Annotated in this window: 18 protein-coding genes; 4 read left to right on the top strand and 14 right to left on the bottom strand. The window is 70.2% G+C overall.

The genetic code is table 11. The features are described 5' to 3' along the window. Positions 1 to 145: 145 nt before the first annotated feature. On the top strand, positions 146 to 607 hold the full coding sequence (locus tag AB5J55_RS15135) for a hypothetical protein (protein ID WP_369271187.1): 462 nt from the start codon (positions 146 to 148) through the stop codon (positions 605 to 607). Positions 608 to 617: 10 nt separating this feature from the next. On the opposite strand, the gene AB5J55_RS15130 is transcribed toward AB5J55_RS15135, so the two are convergent. From AB5J55_RS15130 to AB5J55_RS15065, 14 genes are all read right to left on the bottom strand, one after another. Continuing rightward, positions 618 to 1,019 (bottom strand): gas vesicle protein K, encoded by a 402-nt coding sequence (locus AB5J55_RS15130; protein ID WP_369271186.1) that lies wholly within the window; start codon positions 1,017 to 1,019, stop codon positions 618 to 620. Beyond that, complete coding sequence (locus AB5J55_RS15125; RefSeq protein WP_369271185.1) at positions 1,003 to 1,260, bottom strand: gas vesicle protein; 258 nt, start codon at positions 1,258 to 1,260, stop codon at positions 1,003 to 1,005. The genes AB5J55_RS15130 and AB5J55_RS15125 overlap by 17 nt, the downstream gene beginning before the upstream one ends. After that, positions 1,257 to 2,066, bottom strand: a complete 810-nt coding sequence (locus AB5J55_RS15120) for a GvpL/GvpF family gas vesicle protein (protein ID WP_369271184.1) — start codon at positions 2,064 to 2,066, stop codon at positions 1,257 to 1,259. Before AB5J55_RS15120 ends, AB5J55_RS15125 begins: the two co-directional genes overlap by 4 nt. Beyond that, a complete protein-coding gene (locus tag AB5J55_RS15115; protein WP_369276188.1) occupies positions 2,063 to 2,563 on the bottom strand; it encodes a gas vesicle protein in 501 nt (166 codons plus the stop codon). The genes AB5J55_RS15120 and AB5J55_RS15115 overlap by 4 nt, the downstream gene beginning before the upstream one ends. A gap of 231 nt (positions 2,564 to 2,794) precedes the next feature. Then, positions 2,795 to 3,061: a gas vesicle protein GvpG gene (locus AB5J55_RS15110; RefSeq protein ID WP_369271183.1), complete on the bottom strand. Its 267-nt coding sequence runs from the start codon at positions 3,059 to 3,061 to the stop codon at positions 2,795 to 2,797. A gap of 21 nt (positions 3,062 to 3,082) precedes the next feature. Then, entirely contained in the window at positions 3,083 to 3,796 is a 714-nt protein-coding gene (locus tag AB5J55_RS15105) for a GvpL/GvpF family gas vesicle protein (protein WP_369271182.1), read from the bottom strand. A gap of 8 nt (positions 3,797 to 3,804) precedes the next feature. Further along, complete coding sequence (gene gvpJ / locus AB5J55_RS15100) at positions 3,805 to 4,305, bottom strand: gas vesicle protein GvpJ (protein ID WP_369271181.1); 501 nt, start codon at positions 4,303 to 4,305, stop codon at positions 3,805 to 3,807. 110 nt (positions 4,306 to 4,415) lie between these two features. Next, positions 4,416 to 4,748, bottom strand: coding sequence for a gas vesicle protein (locus tag AB5J55_RS15095; protein ID WP_369271180.1), 333 nt, complete (start codon positions 4,746 to 4,748; stop codon positions 4,416 to 4,418). Between the two features lie 63 nt (positions 4,749 to 4,811). Then, a complete protein-coding gene (locus AB5J55_RS15090; protein WP_369271179.1) occupies positions 4,812 to 5,198 on the bottom strand; it encodes a DUF937 domain-containing protein in 387 nt (128 codons plus the stop codon). A 236-nt stretch (positions 5,199 to 5,434) separates the two neighbouring features. Next, positions 5,435 to 5,824: a D-ribose pyranase gene (gene rbsD, locus AB5J55_RS15085; protein WP_369271178.1), complete on the bottom strand. Its 390-nt coding sequence runs from the start codon at positions 5,822 to 5,824 to the stop codon at positions 5,435 to 5,437. Then, on the bottom strand, positions 5,821 to 6,723 hold the full coding sequence (locus tag AB5J55_RS15080; protein ID WP_369271177.1) for a ribokinase: 903 nt from the start codon (positions 6,721 to 6,723) through the stop codon (positions 5,821 to 5,823). The genes rbsD and AB5J55_RS15080 overlap by 4 nt, the downstream gene beginning before the upstream one ends. 125 nt (positions 6,724 to 6,848) lie before the next feature. Continuing rightward, positions 6,849 to 8,795, bottom strand: coding sequence for a substrate-binding domain-containing protein (locus AB5J55_RS15075; RefSeq protein WP_369271176.1), 1,947 nt, complete (start codon positions 8,793 to 8,795; stop codon positions 6,849 to 6,851). Continuing rightward, positions 8,785 to 10,314 carry a sugar ABC transporter ATP-binding protein gene (locus tag AB5J55_RS15070; protein WP_369271175.1) on the bottom strand — a complete coding sequence of 510 codons (1,530 nt, stop codon included), beginning with the start codon at positions 10,312 to 10,314 and terminating at the stop codon, positions 8,785 to 8,787. Before AB5J55_RS15070 ends, AB5J55_RS15075 begins: the two co-directional genes overlap by 11 nt. Further along, a complete protein-coding gene (locus tag AB5J55_RS15065; RefSeq protein WP_369271174.1) occupies positions 10,311 to 11,348 on the bottom strand; it encodes a LacI family DNA-binding transcriptional regulator in 1,038 nt (345 codons plus the stop codon). The genes AB5J55_RS15070 and AB5J55_RS15065 overlap by 4 nt, the downstream gene beginning before the upstream one ends. Positions 11,349 to 11,578: 230 nt before the next feature. Between AB5J55_RS15065 and AB5J55_RS15060 the strand changes: the two genes are divergently transcribed. The 3 genes from AB5J55_RS15060 to AB5J55_RS15050 all read left to right on the top strand — a co-directional run bounded on the left by AB5J55_RS15060 (position 11,579) and on the right by AB5J55_RS15050 (position 15,818). Then, the gene (locus AB5J55_RS15060; protein ID WP_369271173.1) at positions 11,579 to 11,944 is read left to right on the top strand and encodes a hypothetical protein; all 366 of its coding nucleotides are present in this window, start codon (positions 11,579 to 11,581) and stop codon (positions 11,942 to 11,944) included. Positions 11,945 to 12,008: 64 nt separating this feature from the next. Beyond that, positions 12,009 to 14,264: an ATP-dependent RecD-like DNA helicase gene (locus tag AB5J55_RS15055; protein ID WP_369271172.1), complete on the top strand. Its 2,256-nt coding sequence runs from the start codon at positions 12,009 to 12,011 to the stop codon at positions 14,262 to 14,264. Positions 14,265 to 14,528: 264 nt separating this feature from the next. Next, the gene (locus AB5J55_RS15050; RefSeq protein ID WP_214335589.1) at positions 14,529 to 15,818 is read left to right on the top strand and encodes a citrate synthase; all 1,290 of its coding nucleotides are present in this window, start codon (positions 14,529 to 14,531) and stop codon (positions 15,816 to 15,818) included. The last annotated feature ends 179 nt before the right edge of the window (positions 15,819 to 15,997 follow it).

Raw genomic sequence — 15,997 nt, 5'->3', positions numbered from 1 at the left:
GCGTTCCGTATGGCCGTGATGATCGATATCACTTGGGCAAAAGCCGGGCAGATCGGGCTGTACCGACCATCTGCGGAACGTGCGCCCCGGCCGCAGCTCCTAGGCTTTGCCGTCGCATCGCCCGAGACTCCCCGACGAGCTGACCATGAGCAGGAAGATCCCGAGGGCCGCCCTGGCCGCCCTCCTCACCCTGGCCGCGGGTGCCCCGCTGACGGCATGCTCCGACGACGGGGCACGGCTGGGCTACCAGGCCGACTATGCCGATCACCCGCCCCTGCGCGTCACCGGGTACCCGTCGACGGGGAGCCTGGAGACGGTGCAGCAGGTTGTCTGGCAGCTCGCGGACGGGGACGTCGACGGGCTGGCCGCGCTGGACACGGAGGGCGGCGACGCCCGTTCCGCGGCCCGCGACTGGGTCGAGGCGTACGGCAAGGCGGCCCACGGGGAGGTGACCGCGGACTTCCTCGACGAGGGCTCTGTGCGCCAGGACGTGGTGCTGCACTTCGCCGGACCCCGCCGCACCCAGGACCTCACCGTCCGCATCGGGGACGACGACAGCTGGGGAGCGGTCCTCGACGCTCCCGACCCCGAACCGGCCTCGCGGTGACGAGGGCGCCTCACGGCGGAGGGAGCAGGGTGCCCAGGGGCCCCAGGTCGAGGTTGAGGTCCTCCAGGGTGAGGTCGTAGCGGTCGCAGAGTTCGGTCATGCGGTCGTGGAGCAGCATCAGGGTGAGGCCGAGGCGTTCCTCCTGGTCCTCGGTCAGGTTGCCCTCGTCGACGCGGTGCAGGGCCTGGCGCTCCATCAGCTGGCGCAGGAGTTCGACGATGGTCAGGACCAGCTTGACCAGGTCGCGCTCCACGGTGTCGGGGTCGGCGTGGAGGCGGCGGGCGGCGGACCGTCCCGCGGGCGGTGACGCTATGTCGTCCGGGCTCGCGGGCAGCAGCGAGAACGCCCGGTGAGCGGCCTGCGCGACCTCGCGCAGCCGGTCGGGGGACGGGCGGTCAGCCGGGCTCGACATCGTGGCCGCCGTGCTCCGTGGGCGTCCGGTCCTGCAGCACGGGCGCCCACTGCTCCTCCATCTGCTCGCGGATGGCGATCACCACCGCGCGCAGCGAGATCCGTACCAGGTCGATGTCCGCGATGGACAGCACGACATCGCCGGTGAGCACCACCCCGCCGCTCAGCAGGCGGTCGAGCAGGTCGATCAGCGCGACCTGGCGTCCGGCCAGGGGGCGGTCGTCGTCGTAGTACCCGGTCACCGTGGTCGCGTCCCTTCGGCGGGAGTCGCGAAGGAGTACGGCGCCCAGGGGCCGGTGACCTCCACCCGTACGCCGGGCAGGTCGTCCGCGGCGTGCAGCATCCGCTCGCGGAACTCCGCGGCCAGGTGGCGCGGTACGAGGTAGGCGTCATTGGCCAGGTTCTCGCCGCGGGCGTCGGCCAGGGTCCCCTGCTGCGGGCGGTGCCGGGAGCGCTCCACCGCGAGACCGCGCGCCCGTTCCTCCGTGCGGCGCACGGCCTCCTCGGCGGCGCGCCGGGTGTCCTCGTGCGCCTGGCGGTGCTGTCTGCGGGTGCGCAGATACGCGCGTCCCGGCGCCCCGTCGGCGGTGGACGAGCCCGGTGCCGCGGACGGGGTCGCCGACTCGGAGGCGGGCGGGGCCTCGGCGTACACCTTCACGCCCCACTCCACGTGGGCGTCGAACCGGTCGAGCAGTTCGGCGAAGGCCTCCTGACGCTCGCTCAGCATCCGCTCGACCCGGCTGTCGTCGAGGTACACCGTGGCCAGCCGCAGGGGGAGGACGGTCACTCGGGCGGCCAGCGTCTCGATGACGAGGTGGTGGGCGCGGGCCGTCGACTCCAGCCAGTCGAGGTCCTCCAGGCGCGACTTCAGGGCCGACTCCGAGAACTCCTCCCCGGGCACCTCGCTGACCGCGGCGGCCAGCGCGCCCGAGCTGACCAGGGTGACGGGGGCGCCGGTCACCCCGCGCAGACCGGCCAGTTGAGCCCGCGTCTCCGCGCCGGGCGAGCGGACCACGGCGTACGCGTAGCTCAGCCGCTGCCCGGTCATGACTCCCGGTCCTCGGAGTCGTCCTTCCTGCGCCGGGTGCGTCGAGGTTCGGCGGTGGACTCGCGCTCCGCCGCACGCGACCGGCGGCGACCGCCCGAGCCGCGTTCGGGCAACTCGCCCGCGGACTCCGCCTTCTCGACCTTCTCGGCCTTTTCCGCCTTCTCCACCTTGCGGCGCAGCTCCTCCACCTCCTCGCGCAGGCGCTCGTTCTGCTCCTTCAGGTCGTGCCGCTGGTCGGCTCGGGAGGACAGCGCGGGGTCGTGCTCCCACCAGTCGATGCCGATCTCCTTGGCCTTGTCGACCGAGGCCACCAGGAGACGGAGCTTGATGGTGAGCAGCTCGATGTCGAGCAGGTTGATCTTGATGTCGCCGACGATGACGATGCCCTTGTCGAGCACGCGTTCAAGGATGTCGGCGAGGTTCGCGCTGGATCCTCCGCCGCCGCCGTACGGAGACAGCGCCGGGGAGGTGGAGCGGCTGGGGACGGGCTCGGTCACGGCGTACTCGACCTCGCTTCCCGGAAGCACCCACGGTCACTCCCGGCCGCGCGCTCGGCCACGGCCAGACACGGCGGTGGCGCTTGGGGCGGGGTTGCTCGTCGGTGTCGTCGTTGCGGTCGTCAGGCTCTCGGTCTTCGTCCTTTTCCTGGTCCTCCCAGTCGTTCCTCGGCGCGTTCGTCGGCCCGGCAGATCCTTTCCTCCCCCGGGCGGCAGCCCGCGACCCACGCGTCACAGCCCAGGAGGCTGTCCGCTCTTTCGCAGCTGATAGGCCCTGATCTCCTCCAGGCGGTGCAGCAGTGCCTCCTCCTGCCGTGCGAACTCCTCGTCGTCGATACGGCCCTCGTCGAGCGCCCGCTCCAGATTCACGAGCGCCTCCTGCACGGGGGTCGGGTCGTAGTACTCGTCCTCGGCGGTCCGGACCACCTTGTCGAGCACCCAGCCGACGCCCCTGACGGGAGCGAACGGCAGCGTCAGAATCCCGGTGACCAGTCCCACGGCACCTCCTCGCGCCTCACGTCAGACGAAGCTGTACGGCGGCAGGGGCCCCCGCAGCCGCAACTCCATGCCCGCGCCGTAGCGTTCGGCCAGCTCCCGGCAGGTCCGGCCGAACTCCTCGAACTGCTCGTCGGCCACGAGGAAGGACGCGCTCACGAAGTACTGCTTCGACGCCGGCGCGATCTGCTCTGCCGAGGCGAGCGGCCGCAGCGCGGCGAGAATGTCCTCGGCGATGGCGTTCTCGCGGGCCTGCACCTCCTGGGCCACCACCTGGCCGAGCGCCAGCCGGTCCTCGTACGTCCCGCCGCCCTCGCGGGTCCGCTCGTTCAGCTCACGGGCCTGCGGGCTCTGCTCCAGGACGGCACGCAGCGAGCTGTCCTCGTCGAGGACGCCCTTGACGTTGAACTCCGCCTGCCCGGCAAGCTCGTCCAGCCGCTGCGCGAACAACTGCGCCCGCTCCTCCAGGACGCCGCGTACGGCCTCCTCGTCCGCGGCGACGAACCCGAAGCTGAGCGGCAGGGTGGGGCCGGCGGCCCACAACCGCTCCTGCACGTCGTTGTGCGCCTGCAGGTCCCGGCGGGCGACCGAGAGGTCGTCCGGGGCCTCGCTGACGACGGCACACAGGGAGTCGCCGCGCACCACGCGCACCTCGCCGGGCGGCTCGCCCACGCCCTTTACATCGCTCAGATCGAGGGGGTGCGAGTCCTTGGTGATCGCGTACACATACACGGACATCGGCTCGCTCACTCCTCCCGGTCCCGTGCGGAGCGGCGCTCCGAACGGCGTTCGGAACGCTCACGCCGTTTTCCGCGCGCCGGCCGGCGCTCCCGCTCGCCCTCCGTATCCGCGTCCTCGTCTGCCGCTTCGTCCTCGTCACCGTCGCCCTTGAACGAATCGGTGACCGCCTCGACCGCGCCCGACAGCGCCCCCTTGCTCTTGCCGCGTGCCCCGCTCTCGACGGAACCTCCGACGAGGTCGGTCAGCTGCGCGGGCGACTTGCTGCCCGACTCCAGATCCAGCCTGTTGGTCGCCTCGGCGAAGCGCAGATACGTGTCGACACTGGCCACGACCACCCGAGCGTCGATCTTCAGGATCTCGATGCCCACCAGGGACACCCGCACGAACGCGTCGATGACCAGGCCCCTGTCGAGGACGAGTTCCAGCACGTCGTAGAGGTTCCCCGAGCCGCCTCCGGCGGCGCCGGGGACACCACCACCGCCGTTGCCCTGTGGCACCACAGTCACGGTGTGTTCCCTTCCGGCCCGACTCACGGTGAAGCCAGCGAGACCCGACTTCCCGGAGAATCACTTACAAAACCGGCTTATCGGAGAATTTCTGACGAAAGGGTCATGACCTAGCGGCGATCCGTCCTGTCCACCTGCGCGCGCGTGTAGCGACGCCCGCGCTTGTAGGCCAGCAGCTTCCCCTCCGGGTCCAGAACCACCTGGTAGCTGGCCATCACGCTGGTCGTCTCCGGGATGCGTTCCAGCTCCACGACCTCAACGTCGGCTTCCCAGCCCTCATCCGTCGGCTTCACCGCGGAAACCGACTCGGGAACCCTCCCCAGCAACTCACTGAGCTGTTCCACCGCGGACCGCATCGCATCGGCGAGGGAGATCCGCGCCCCCGCGGACGCCTGCCGTGATGAGGAACGCGCCTTCCGCGGCTCGCGATCGCTCGTGATCATTCACCTTCTCGCCTGACTTCTCAATCATCGGCTTCTCGGACAGCCCACGCCACCTCTCCACCGCTACCTGCCGGCCGCCCGCTTCGTGAGCACCGCCGGCACCACCGGAACCAGGATCTCGACCACCCGGGACACGGCACCCCGAGGCAGCCCCGTCCTGCGCGCCACCGCGTCCGCGACCGGCTCGGCCTCCTCCGCCAGCAGCCCGGCCACGAGGCCGCCGGTCGCGAAGCCGCCCACCGTGACCACGCCGGTGAGCGGGGCGTCGTGCGGCGTGGCGACGGCCTCCGCCTCGCCGGACAGCGCCGCCACCGTCGTACCGACCATCTGCCGGGCCCCCGCCTCGTCCGTGCCCAGCAGCCCCGCGATGTCCCCGATCCGGTGGTCGCCGAGCTCGTCGAGCACGTCGTCCTGGAGGGATGTGAGGGGGTTTGCATCTACTTCTGACATGTCTGAAACGCTACGACTGTCCCGGTTTCCGGGCGCGCTGAAGACAGTCCGAAAAAAATTCCGCGGAGACCGTGCAACCCTTCCCGCACCTCGCCGGTCGTACTTGGCATCAGGACTCTTGGAGGGGGATCTGGGGGGATCGCGGGGGTTCTGATGGGGAGGGGAAACCCGAGGGGCCCGGTCGACGGACCGGGCCCCTCGAAACGTTCCTGGGATCTCCGGAACTCGCAGCCTTCCTAGAAGAAGACCCCGCAGCGCAGCAGCACATTCGCGTACGGCCGCGCCTCGCCGGTCCGTACGACCAGCCGCGCCCCGGCCGACAGCTCCTTGAGCCGCTCGTGCGTGACCAGCCGCAGCTCGGGAAACTCCCCGTCCAGCAGCGCGGCCGCCGCGGGGTTCGCCTCGCGGATCTCCTTTGCCGCCGTCGCGCCCTCCACCACCAGCTCGGCCAGCAGGCCCTCCAGGACCTCGGCGAACGACGGCACCCCGGCACGGAAGGCCAGGTCCACGACCCGGGGGCCGTCGGGTATCGGCATGCCCGCGTCGCACACCAGCACGCCGTCGCCGTGGCCCAGTTCGGCGAGGGCGCCGGAGAGGTGGCGGTTCAGGATTCCGGCACGCTTCACAGGGCCTCGACCTCCGCCGCCGTCGGGAAGGACACCTGCGCGCCCTCCCGCGTCACGGCCACCGCGCCGACCCGGGCCGCGTACGCCGCCGCCGCCGCAAGGGACGCGCCCGTGCCGAGCCGCCACGCCAGCGCCGCCGTGAAGGCGTCGCCCGCCCCCGTCGTGTCCACCGCGTCCACCTTCACGGACGGAACCCGCGTCACGCCCTTGGCGGAGGCGACCAGAGCGCCCTCGGCGCCCAGGGTCACGACGACCGAGCGGGGCCCTTTCGCGAGCAGGATCCGCGCCCAGTCCTCGGGGGTGTCGCCCACCGCGGAGTCGCCGAGGATCACCTTCGCCTCGTGCTCGTTCACGATCAGCGGGTCGCAGGCCGCCAGCACCTCGATCGGCAGCGGACGGGGCGGCGAGGGGTTCAGCACGAAGCGGCTGCCGTCCGCCAGGCTGCGGACCACCTCGACGACCGTCTCCAGCGGGATCTCCAGCTGGACCGACACCACCCGCGACGCCTGGAAGAGGCTCGCGGCGGCCCGTACGTCCTGCGGGGCGAGCCTGCCGTTGGCCCCCGGCGAGACGACGATGCTGTTGTCCCCGGACGGGTCCACCGTGATCAGCGCGACGCCGGTCGGCGCGCCGCCGACCAGGACGCCCACCGTGTCGACGCCGGACTCCCGCTGCGAGTCGAGCAGCAGCCGGCCGTGCGCGTCGTCGCCGACCCGGGCCAGCAGGGCCGTACGGGCCCCGAGCCGGGCGGCCGCGACGGCCTGGTTGGCGCCCTTGCCGCCAGGGTGGACGGCAAGATCGGAGCCGAGCACGGTCTCGCCGGCCCCCGGCCGACGCTCGACGCCGATCACCAGGTCGGCGTTGGCCGACCCTACGACCAGGAGGTCGTAGTCGTACATGAGGTTGCTCCCCTGATAGGTCCCCGTGGTGACGTGCGGCGGGCGGTCGTCACCAGGTCCATGCTCCTGCAACGACCGCCCGCCCGTTCGCCGTTCCCCGATGTCGGCCGGATCCCGGCCGGACGTCAGCCGCCGAAGCCGGCCACGTTCTCCTTCGTGACCACCTTCACCGGCACCTTCACCATCTGCTCGACCTTCTTGCCCTGAAGTGCCTTGAGCGCGTTGTCCACCGCGATCTCGCCGAGCTGGGTGGGCTGCTGTGCCACGGACGCGTACAGCGAGCCGCCCTCCACCGCCTTCAGACCGTCCGGCGTGCCGTCGAAGCCGACCACGGAGACCGAATTGCCGGCCTTGGAGCCCAGGGCCTTGATCGCGCCCAGCGCCATCTCGTCGTTGGCGGCGATGACGCCCTGGACGTCCGGGTGGGCCTGGAGCAGGTTGGACATCACGTCGAGTCCCTTGGTGCGGTCGAAGTCGGCGGGCTGCTGGGCGACGACCTGGATGCCCGGGTAGGCCTTGAGCCCGTTCGCGAAGCCCTGCGCGCGCTCACGGGCGGCGGAGGTGCCCGCCTGGCCCTGGAGGATCACGATCTTGCCCTTGCCGCCGAGCTTCTCGGCTACCGTCTTGGCGGCGAGCTCACCGCCGGCGACGTTGTCGGAGGCGACCAGGGCCTCGGTCTGCGCGTTGTTGACCCCCCGGTCGACGGCGATGACCGGGATCTTCGCCTTGTCGGCGGCCTTCACGGAGTTGCTGGCCGCGTCCGAGTCCACCGGGTTGACGATGATCGCGTCGACGCTCGAACTGGTGAAGTTCTGCAACTGGTTGGCCTGCTGGGAGGCGTCGTTCTGGGCGTCCGTGACGGTCAGGTCGATGCCGAGCTTCTTCGCCTCGGCCTGGGCGCCCGCCCGGATCTGCACGAAGAAGGGGTTGTTGAGGGTGGACAGGGACAGCCCCATCTTCGGGTTCGACGACGAGGACGAGCCGTTGTGCAGGAAGGAGGTCGCCCCCACGATCGCCACGGTGACGACCGCCGCGAGCGCGTACGTCCCCGCCTGCTTGCCCTTGCCGCCGCCCGTGCCGGACGCCACCGGGGTGGCCCCGGCCTTGCGGCGCAGCGTGTCGAAGAGGACCGCCAGCGCGATCACGACGCCGATGACGACCTGCTGCCAGAAGGCGGACACGTTCAGCAGGTTCAGGCCATTGCGCAGCACCGCCAGGATCAGCGCGCCGATCAGGGTGCCGGACGCCTTGCCGGTGCCGCCCGCGAGCGAGGCACCGCCGATGACGACCGCGGCGATCGCGTCCAGCTCGTAGCCGTCGGCGGCCTGCGGCTGCGCGGAGGACAGCCGGGCGGCGAGGACGACGCCCGCGACGGCGGCGAAGACGCCGGACAGGGCGTAGATGGCGAGCTTCTGCTTCTTCACGCGCAGCCCCGACAGGCGCGCGGCCTCCTCGTTGCCGCCGATCGCGTACATCGAGCGGCCGATGTAGGTCCGGCCGAGCACGAAGGCGGCGATCAGACCCATCACGATCATCACGAGCACCGGCACCGGCAGCCAGCCGCCGAGCGTGTCACCCAGGTGCGAGACGGAGTCGGGGAGAGCGATGGGGGAGCCCTCGGAGATCACCAGCGACAGACCGCGGGCCACCGAGAGCATCGCCAGTGTCGCGATGAACGGCGGGAGTTTGCCGTACGCGATGAGGAAGCCGTTGACGAGACCGGCCGCGATGCCGGTCGCGACGGCCAGCAGTACCGCTATGAAGACCGGCACCCCGTGCGAGGTCGCGGTCCACGCGAGGACGGTGGCCGACAGCGCCGCCACCGAGCCGACCGACAGGTCGATGCCCGCCGAGACGATCACGAACGTGACGCCGAAGGCGAGGATGGCGGTCACGGCCGCCTGGACGCCGACGTTGAGGAGGTTGTCGGTGGTCAGGAAGTCGCCGGACAGCGCCGACATGGCGATGACGAGGACGATCAGCGCGGTCAGCGCGCCGTTGTCGAGCAGGAGTCGGCGAAGCCCCGAGGCGCCACTCGCGCCCGGCGTGCTCTTGAGCGTGTCAGTGGCCACGGGGGGCCTCCGTTCCGGTCTTGTCGGTGGTGGGGTTGCTGACGGCGAGTGCCATCACGGAGTCCTGGGTGGCCTCGTCGGCCGTGAGTTCGCCGGCGATCCGGCCCTGGGCCATCACCAGGACCCGGTCGCTCATGCCGAGGACCTCGGGCAGATCGCTGGAGATCATCAGGACGGCGGCGCCGGCCGTGGTCAGTTCGTTGATGAGCTGGTAGATCTCGACCTTGGCGCCGACGTCGATGCCGCGCGTGGGCTCGTCGAGGATCAGCACCCTGGTGTCGGCGAGCAGCCACTTGCCGATGACGACCTTCTGCTGGTTGCCGCCGGAGAGCGTGCGCACGTGCTGCCCGAGCCCCGCCATCCGCACACCGAGCTGCCCCGCGATCCGCGCGGCCGCCGCACGCTGGCCCTTGAGGTCGACGAGACCCGCGCGCGTGGCGGACCGCAGCGTCACCAGGCCGAGGTTCTCCTCGACGGACGCGTCCAGCACCAGGCCCTGGCCCTTGCGGTCCTCGGGGATGAGACCGATGCCCGCGGTCATCGCCGCGTTGACGTCGTGCTTCGGGACGGAGGACCCGGCGACCTTCACGGCCCCCTTGTCGTACGGGTCCGCTCCGAACACCGCCCGCACGACCTCGGTACGTCCGGCGCCGACCAGCCCCGCGATGCCGACCACCTCTCCGGCGTGCACCTCGAAGCTGACGTCGTGGAAGACGCCGTCCCTGGTCAGTCCCTCGACGGTGAGCAACGCGGCGCCCCGGTCGGCGCGTTCACGCGGGTACTGCTGCTCGATCGAGCGGCCCACCATGAGCCGTACGAGCTCGTCCTCGGGCGTGGCGGCCGGGACCTGCCCGACGCTCCTGCCGTCCCGGATGACCGTCACCCGGTCGCCCAGGGCGGCGATCTCCTCCAGGTGATGCGTGATGAAGACGATCCCGACGCCGTCCTCGCGCAGCCTGCGCACGATCGCGAAGAGCTTCTCGACCTCCTCGGAGGTCAGCACGGCCGTCGGCTCGTCCATGATCAGCACGCGCGCGTCCAGGCTGAGCGCCTTCGCGATCTCGACCATCTGCAGCCGCGCGATGCCGAGTTCACGCACCCGCGCGCGTGGGGACACGTTGACGCCGACGCGCTTGAGCAGGACCTCGGCGTCGGCCTCCATCCGCTTGCGGTCGATCATCCCGAAGCGGCGCGGCTGCCTCCCCAGGAAGATGTTCTCGGCGACCGTCAGATCGGGGACGAGGTTGAACTCCTGGTAGATGGTGGCGATCCCGAGGCGCTCGGAGTCCTGCGCGCCGTGGATGCGCGTCTCCTCGCCGCCGACCAGGATCAGCCCGGCGTCGGGCGTATAGGCGCCGGAGAGCATCTTGATGAGGGTGCTCTTGCCCGCGCCGTTCTCACCGAGCAGCACATGCACCTCGCCGCGGCGCAGGTCGAAGTCGACACCGTCCAGGGCCACCACGCCCGGGAAAGTCTTCCGTATGCCCTCGATGCGCAGCAACTCGTCCGCGTTGCTCACGACTGGCTCCTGTTCGTTACGGGGGACGGCTCCGGTGAAGCCGGTTGCTCGCCGCACGAGCGGCGTACGACGAGACGGGCGGGGAGGGTGACGGACTCGCCGGGCCGTCCCTCGACGCGGTCGACCAGGGCCCGTACGGCGGCTCGGCCCAGTTCGCCCGTCGGCTGGGCGATCGCGGTGATCGGCGGATCGGTGTGCACGAACCACCGGATGTCGTCGAAGGCGGCCAGCGCGAGGTCGTCGGGCACGCGCAAGCCGCGCGCGCGTACGGCGTCGAGCGCGCCGAGCGCCATCAGGTTGTCGGCCGCGAAGACCACCTCGGGCGGCTCGGGCAGGTCGAGGAAGCCCTCGGTGACCCGGCGCCCGCTCTCGGCCTGGAAGTCGCCCTGGCCTATGTAGGCGTCGGGGAGTTCGAGGCCGTAGGCGCCGAGCGCCTCGCGGAAGGCCTCCACGCGCTCGCGGCCGGTCGTGGTCGCCGCCGGGCCGGCGATGATCGCGAGCCGCCGGTGGCCGAGCCCGTGCAGATGCGCCACGAGATCCCGTACGGCAGTGCGCCCGTCCGACCGCACCACCGGCACGTCCACTCCCGGGATCCACCGGTCCACGAACACCATCGGCGTCCCCGCGCGGGCGGCGTCCAGCATCAGCGGCGAGCCGCCGTCGGTGGGGGAGACGAGGAGTCCGTCGATGCGCCGGTCCAGCAGGTTCCGTACGTGATGGTCCTGCAGGTCGGGCCGCTCGTCGGCGTTGCCGATGATGACGCTGTAGCCGAGCGCGCGGGCCTCCTCCTCGACGGAGCGGGCCAGTTCGGTGAAGTAGGGGTTCATCACGTCGCTGATGACCAGGCCGAGGGTGTGGGTCTGGTCCGTGCGCAGGGAGCGGGCGACGGCGTTCGGGCGGTAGCCCAGGGTCTCGACGGCGGCCAGTACGCGTGCGCGTGCCTCGGCACTGACCGACGGATGGTCGTTCAGGACGCGCGAGACCGTGGCGACGGACACGCCCGCCTCGGCAGCGACGTCCTTGATGCTCGCCATCGCCGCTCCACCTCCTCGTGGATCGTTCGTCGCCGATGGTCGTGGAATCGATTACATCGACGTGTACGGAGGATTGGAATCGATTACACGCCCGTTAATCAACCCCTCAACCACATCCCGAAACCGGATCGTGATGTCGGCCCGGTGATGTCGCGGCGGGCTCCGGGGCGGTTCAGGCTGGAAGTGCGGGGGTGTTTCCCAGGCCCCGTGCGGGCCGGAGCGGAGGGATCATGACGGCAGCGACTCGCGACGACGTGCCCGTCGTCCTCGGCGGCGACGGCGTGGAGGTGCGCTCCAAGACGATCGGCGGCGGCATGTCCGTCGGCTACATCAGCCTGCCGGAGGGCACGGACATGGGCCCGGCCCTCAAGGGCCTCGAAGGCGACGCCTGCCCGTGCCCGCACTGGGGCTACCTGCTCAAGGGCCGGCTGCGGATGCTGACGCCCGAGGGCGAGGAGCACTACGAGGCGGGCCAGGCGTACTACTGGGGACCCGGCCATGTCCCGATCGCCCTGCAGGACTGCGAGTTGGTCGAGTTCTCGCCGGACGAGGACTTCCAGCGGGTCATCGACCACGTGAGGTCGCAGGCGGGCTGACGGCTGCCGGCCGCCGTGTCCACAGTCGTCCCGCGTTGTCGTACCCGACCGGTAGCGTCGGATCATGTCCAATCAGGCAGGGAGTTCCACGGGCGAGCGGCGACTGGCGGTGCTCGAAGGCGTCCTGGAGCGGATCACGTACGCCAACGAGGAGAACGGCTACACGGTCGCCCGCGTGGACACCGGCAGGGGCGGCGGCGACCTCCTCACGGTCGTCGGCGCGCTGCTCGGCGCCCAGGTCGGCGAGTCCCTGCGGATGGAGGGCCGTTGGGGCTCCCACCCGCAGTACGGCAAGCAGTTCACCGTCGAGAACTACACGACCGTCCTCCCGGCCACCGTCCAGGGCATCCGCCGCTATCTCGGCTCCGGCCTGGTCAAGGGCATCGGCCCGGTCTTCGCCGACCGCATCACCCAGCACTTCGGCCTGGACACCCTGAAGATCATCGAGGAGGAGCCGAAGCGGCTCATCGAGGTCCCCGGCCTCGGACCGAAGCGGACCAGGAAGATCGCCGACGCCTGGGAGGAACAGAAGGCGATCAAGGAGGTCATGCTCTTCCTCCAGACCGTCGAGGTGTCCACCTCCATCGCCGTGCGGATCTACAAGAAGTACGGCGACGCCTCGATCTCGGTCGTGAAGAACCAGCCGTACCGGCTGGCGGCCGACGTCTGGGGCATCGGCTTCCTCACCGCCGACAAGATCGCCCAGTCCGTCGGCATCCCGCACGACAGCCCGGAGCGGGTCAAGGCAGGCCTGCAGTACGCGCTGTCGCAGGCCACCGACCAGGGCAACTGCTACCTCCCCGAGGAGCGCCTGATCGCGGACGCGGTGAAGCTGCTCCAGGTCGACACGGGGCTCGTCATCGAGTGCCTGGCCGAACTCGCCCAGGTCCCGGAGGACGGCGGCGACCCCGGTGTCGTACGGGAGAAGGTGCCCGGTCCCGACGGCCACTCGGAGCCCGTGACGGCCGTCTACCTCGTCCCCTTCCACCGGGCCGAACTCGCCCTCTCCGCCCAGCTGTTGCGCCTGCTGCGCACCGACGACGACCGGATGCCGGGCTTCCACGACGTGGCCTGGGACAAGGCGCTCGGCTGGCTGAAGGGCCGTACGGGCGCGGACCTCGCCCCCGAGCAGGAGGCCGCCGTCAAGCTGGCGCTGACGAAGAAGGTCGCCGTCCTCACCGGCGGCCCCGGATGCGGCAAGTCCTTCACGGTCCGCTCGATCGTGGAGCTGGCCCGCGCGAAGAAGGCCAGGGTCGTGCTGGCCGCCCCCACCGGCCGCGCCGCCAAGCGCCTGGCCGAGCTGACCGGCGCCGAGGCCTCCACCGTCCATCGCCTCCTGGAGCTCAAGCCCGGCGGCGACGCGGCGTACGACAAGGACCGCCCGCTCCAGGCCGACCTGGTGGTGGTCGACGAGGCGTCCATGCTGGACCTGCTGCTCGCCAACAAGCTGGTGAAGGCCGTACCGCCGGGTGCCCATCTGCTCTTCGTGGGCGACGTCGACCAGTTGCCCAGTGTCGGGGCGGGAGAGGTCCTCAGAGACCTGCTCGCCGACGGCAGCCCCATCCCGGCCGTCCGCCTCACGCGCGTGTTCCGTCAGGCCCAGCAGTCGGGTGTGGTGACGAACGCCCACCGGATCAACGCCGGGCAGCACCCCGTCACCGACGGCATGAAGGACTTCTTCCTCTTCGTCGAGGACGACACGGAGGAGGCCGGACGGCTCACGGTGGACGTGGCGGCCCGTCGAGTTCCGGCCAAGTTCGGCCTCGATCCACGCCGGGACGTCCAGGTCCTGGCCCCCATGCACCGCGGGCCGGCAGGCGCGGGCACGCTGAACGGCCTGCTCCAGCAGGCCATCACCCCCGGGCGCCCCGATCTCGCGGAGAAGCGGTTCGGCGGCCGGGTCTTCCGCGTCGGCGACAAGGTCACCCAGATTCGCAACAATTACGAGAAAGGGAAGAACGGCGTCTTCAACGGCACCGTCGGCGTGGTCACCTCGCTCGACCCGGTCGACCAGCGCCTCACGGTGCTGACGGACGAGGACGAGGAGGTTCCGTACGAATTCGACGAACTGGACGAGCTGGCGCATGCGTACGCGGTGACCATCCACCGTTCACAGGGAAGTGAATATCCCGCAGTGGTGATCCCCGTCACCACGGGAGCATGGATGATGCTCCAGCGGAACCTGCTGTACACGGCGGTGACCCGGGCCAAGCAGCTGGTCGTCCTCGTCGGTTCGCGCAAGGCGATCGGCCAGGCGGTGCGCACGGTGTCGGCGGGGCGGCGCTGCACGGCGCTCGACTTCCGGTTGGCGGGCTCCTGAACCTGTTTTCGGGTCGCCGTCGGACACCCTTCTGACCTGGCGATTCGTGAGGTTTTCAAAAAAATGATCGATCAAACGAGTCGTGAAGGTCACAGAGCACTTCCAGATGAGGAAAACAAGGGGCAGGATGACAGGTTGGCGGCACTCAGTGCCGTCAATAGGCCCAATGGTCGACCCCGAGTGCACTCTCCTGAGCCGAATGGGGGAGGGTAGAGACAGTCAGGGCAACCTCGAAGATGAGGCACAACGTCGGTGAGGGAAGACGTGAGCGACAACTCTGTAGTACTGCGGTACGGCGACGGCGAGTACACCTACCCGGTGATTGACAGCACCGTCGGCGACAAGGGCTTTGACATCGGCAAACTCCGCGCCCAGACCGGTCTGGTGACGCTGGACAGCGGATACGGCAACACCGCCGCCTATAAATCCGCCATCACCTACCTCGACGGCGAGCAGGGGATCCTCCGGTACCGCGGCTACCCGATCGAGCAGCTGGCCGAGCGCTCCACCTTCCTTGAGGTGGCCTACCTGCTGATCAACGGTGAGCTGCCCACCGTCGACGAGCTCTCGACGTTCAAGAACGAGATCACGCAGCACACGCTGCTGCACGAGGACGTCAAGAACTTCTACAAGGGCTTCCCGCGCGACGCCCACCCGATGGCCATGCTGTCGTCGGTGGTCTCGGCGCTGTCCACGTTCTACCAGGACAGCCACAACCCCTTCGACGAGCGTCAGCGCAACCTCTCCACGATCCGCCTGCTCGCCAAGCTTCCGACGATCGCGGCGTACGCGTACAAGAAGTCGATCGGTCACCCGTTCGTCTACCCGCGCAACGACCTCGGTTACGTCGAGAACTTCCTGCGCATGACCTTCTCGGTCCCGGCCCAGGAGTTCGAGCTGGACCCGGTCGTGGTCTCCGCCCTCGACAAGCTCCTCATCCTGCACGCCGACCACGAGCAGAACTGCTCCACGTCGACGGTCCGCCTGGTGGGCTCGTCGCAGGCGAACATGTTCGCGTCGATCTCGGCCGGCATCTCGGCCCTCTGGGGCCCGCTGCACGGCGGCGCCAACCAGTCCGTCCTGGAGATGCTCGAGGGCATCCAGGCCAACGGCGGCGATGTCGACTCCTTCATCCGCAAGGTGAAGAACAAGGAGGACGGCGTCCGCCTGATGGGCTTCGGCCACCGGGTGTACAAGTCCTTCGACCCGCGCGCGAAGATCATCAAGGCTGCGGCGCACGACGTCCTCTCCGCCCTCGGCAAGTCCGACGAGCTGCTGGACATCGCCCTGAAGCTGGAGGAGCACGCGCTCTCCGACGAGTACTTCGTCTCGCGCAACCTCTACCCGAACGTCGACTTCTACACCGGCCTGATCTACCGGGCCATGGGCTTCCCGACCGAGATGTTCACGGTCCTGTTCGCCCTCGGCCGCCTCCCGGGCTGGATCGCCCAGTGGCACGAGATGATCAAGGAGCCGGGCTCCCGCATCGGCCGCCCGCGCCAGATCTACACGGGCGTGGTCGAGCGCGACTTCGTTCCGGTCGAGGAGCGCTGACACCTGCCGGTGGGGCGCCGTGTCGGACGGCGCCGTCACACGGATCTCGTATGCAGAGCCCTGCGCGCGGCTTCGGTCGGGCGTGGGGCTCTTGTGCGTGCGGGGCGGTTAGCGGTGTCCGGTCTGGGTGTGGGGCGTCTCGGGTGGCGTGTGGGCGGGGGCGCGTGCGCGAGCCGGTC

It is taken from the genome of Streptomyces sp. R11, from assembly GCF_041051905.1.
GTDB lineage: Bacteria > Actinomycetota > Actinomycetes > Streptomycetales > Streptomycetaceae > Streptomyces.
This window is presented reverse-complemented; position numbering and strand designations above follow the sequence as displayed.

Coding starts and splice junctions, on each gene's coding strand:
- AB5J55_RS15095 (WP_369271180.1), bottom strand. CDS start 4,748: ATGATCACGAGCGATCGCGAGCCGCGGAAGGCGCGTTCCTCATCACGG.
- AB5J55_RS15090 (WP_369271179.1), bottom strand. CDS start 5,198: ATGTCAGAAGTAGATGCAAACCCCCTCACATCCCTCCAGGACGACGTG.
- AB5J55_RS15135 (WP_369271187.1), top strand. CDS start 146: ATGAGCAGGAAGATCCCGAGGGCCGCCCTGGCCGCCCTCCTCACCCTG.
- AB5J55_RS15060 (WP_369271173.1), top strand. CDS start 11,579: ATGACGGCAGCGACTCGCGACGACGTGCCCGTCGTCCTCGGCGGCGAC.
- AB5J55_RS15130 (WP_369271186.1), bottom strand. CDS start 1,019: ATGTCGAGCCCGGCTGACCGCCCGTCCCCCGACCGGCTGCGCGAGGTC.
- AB5J55_RS15065 (WP_369271174.1), bottom strand. CDS start 11,348: ATGGCGAGCATCAAGGACGTCGCTGCCGAGGCGGGCGTGTCCGTCGCC.
- AB5J55_RS15120 (WP_369271184.1), bottom strand. CDS start 2,066: ATGACCGGGCAGCGGCTGAGCTACGCGTACGCCGTGGTCCGCTCGCCC.
- AB5J55_RS15105 (WP_369271182.1), bottom strand. CDS start 3,796: ATGTCCGTGTATGTGTACGCGATCACCAAGGACTCGCACCCCCTCGAT.
- AB5J55_RS15055 (WP_369271172.1), top strand. CDS start 12,009: ATGTCCAATCAGGCAGGGAGTTCCACGGGCGAGCGGCGACTGGCGGTG.
- AB5J55_RS15080 (WP_369271177.1), bottom strand. CDS start 6,723: ATGTACGACTACGACCTCCTGGTCGTAGGGTCGGCCAACGCCGACCTG.